General features: G+C 30.9%; 2 protein-coding genes. Both read left to right on the forward strand.

Annotated elements, in window-relative coordinates; genetic code table 11:
* Positions 1 to 105 precede the first annotated feature (105 nt).
* Positions 106 to 1,047 (forward strand): hypothetical protein, encoded by a 942-nt coding sequence (locus tag A8143_RS14000; protein WP_139134366.1) that lies wholly within the window; start codon positions 106 to 108, stop codon positions 1,045 to 1,047.
* Positions 1,047 to 1,520: a hypothetical protein gene (locus A8143_RS14005; protein ID WP_070138443.1), complete on the forward strand. Its 474-nt coding sequence runs from the start codon at positions 1,047 to 1,049 to the stop codon at positions 1,518 to 1,520. Before A8143_RS14000 ends, A8143_RS14005 begins: the two co-directional genes overlap by 1 nt.
* The last annotated feature ends 160 nt before the right edge of the window (positions 1,521 to 1,680 follow it).

Genomic DNA, 1,680 nt, shown 5'->3' on the forward strand with positions numbered 1-1,680 from the left:
GATAAATGGTAAAAGCCATGAATTCATCAGCAAATCAAGCTTTTTTTTTCAGATACTTTAGAAATTTTATTTATTTTATTTATTTGACTTTAACAAAAACAAGTTATGAGAATTTTATTCAACCTTTCAATTTTACTGATGTTGTCTTTAAACTCATGTAAAAAGGTAAATTTAGAACCAATTAAAACTAAGGTCAATCCAAACTTAGAGTATTTTGGGTTTACTCTGATAGATGTGTATTGGGACGATCCAAAAGACAAATCTGATAAAATAAACTATTTAGATGAGGTTTCCTCTTTCTCAAACCTAGCAGATATTCTTGTGATTGAGCCTTCTGATAATATTATCGATCGTGTCAAAGATTTTGATGACAATCAAGTTAAGGCAGTTCTTCATTTAAATGAGATCTTTTTTGAACAAACGTCAATAGGAGGAAACAAAAGTGGTGTAATTTATGGTTTGCGTTCAGATTACAAATCTAGATGGGATGAATTTATTTCAGTTAATTCTATCAATTCTATGACAAACAAAATTGCCTGCCTATATATTGGAGAAGAACCGGCATGGAATAGCATTTCAGAATCTGAATTTCAAGAGGCTACTGATTATGCTAAATCTACTGCTCCAAATATTCCTATTTTGAATGTTGAAGCGTATGCTTCTATTGATGAAATTTATTGTCCAAACAGTGTTGATTGGGTTGGATTTGACCATTATTTCATTCAAAATCCTTCGTTTGATCCAACTTTTCAAAATGAGTATGCAATAATGAAGAGTAAAATGAAAAACCATCAAAATATTCTATTGGTTATGGATACTCATTGGATGAAAAATTTTCATGGCAGTGTAGGTATTGCAAAAAATGATATGGATTGTATTGCTAGAGATTACTATAATATGGCTAATAATGATACTTCTGTCGTAGGCATATTAGGTTATTTTTGGCCTAGCGGTTTCGATTTTAAAAATTCGGTTGGAGCTAGACACATGCCCAAACATGTTTTAGAAGAGTATAAATTGATTGGTAAAACTATAACTGGGAAATAATGAATTTCATTAAGTATATAGCATTTGTTGCATTCTTATTGGTTTTTCAGAATGTCATGGCACAAGAGAAAGGGAAAGGAAATGTAAATATTCATGCAGGAACTATGTTATTTTACAACACGTTTTCTTTAGGTTACGAGTCTTTTGATTTTACAAAGAATCTTCAAAAGTTACAAGTTAGAGGAAATGTAAAAACAGGTTTATGGACTGCGTCAATTTTAGATGCAAATCTAGGTTTTCAAAGCGCAGCAGGGATTTCTTTTTTGTATGGAAATAATCATAAGATAGAGTTTTCAAATGATATTGTTTTTCATTTTGATAAAAGTCTAAAGCATAATGGTATAACATATATTGCCACAACTTACCGCCCATTTATTGGCTATCGTTTTCAAAATCCTGAAAAGAAATTAATTCTTAAACTGGGTATTGGTTGGCGTGAAGTTTTTCAGTGTGGAATCGGATTTAAAATTTGATTTGTGGATTATTCATAAATCGCATGATCAAATCAAGATCAATTATGGCATTTTGAGTTGGATTTAGCTCTTCAAAATCCTTTAAAAAGTTCGACCCAAGCCCCTTGTTTGACACAAAGTAAAATGACTCAGATTTTCTGGGCCATTTTTTTTGTTTTAC

Source organism: Crocinitomix algicola (genome assembly GCF_001661595.2).
Lineage (GTDB): Bacteria > Bacteroidota > Bacteroidia > Flavobacteriales_D > Crocinitomicaceae > Crocinitomix > Crocinitomix algicola.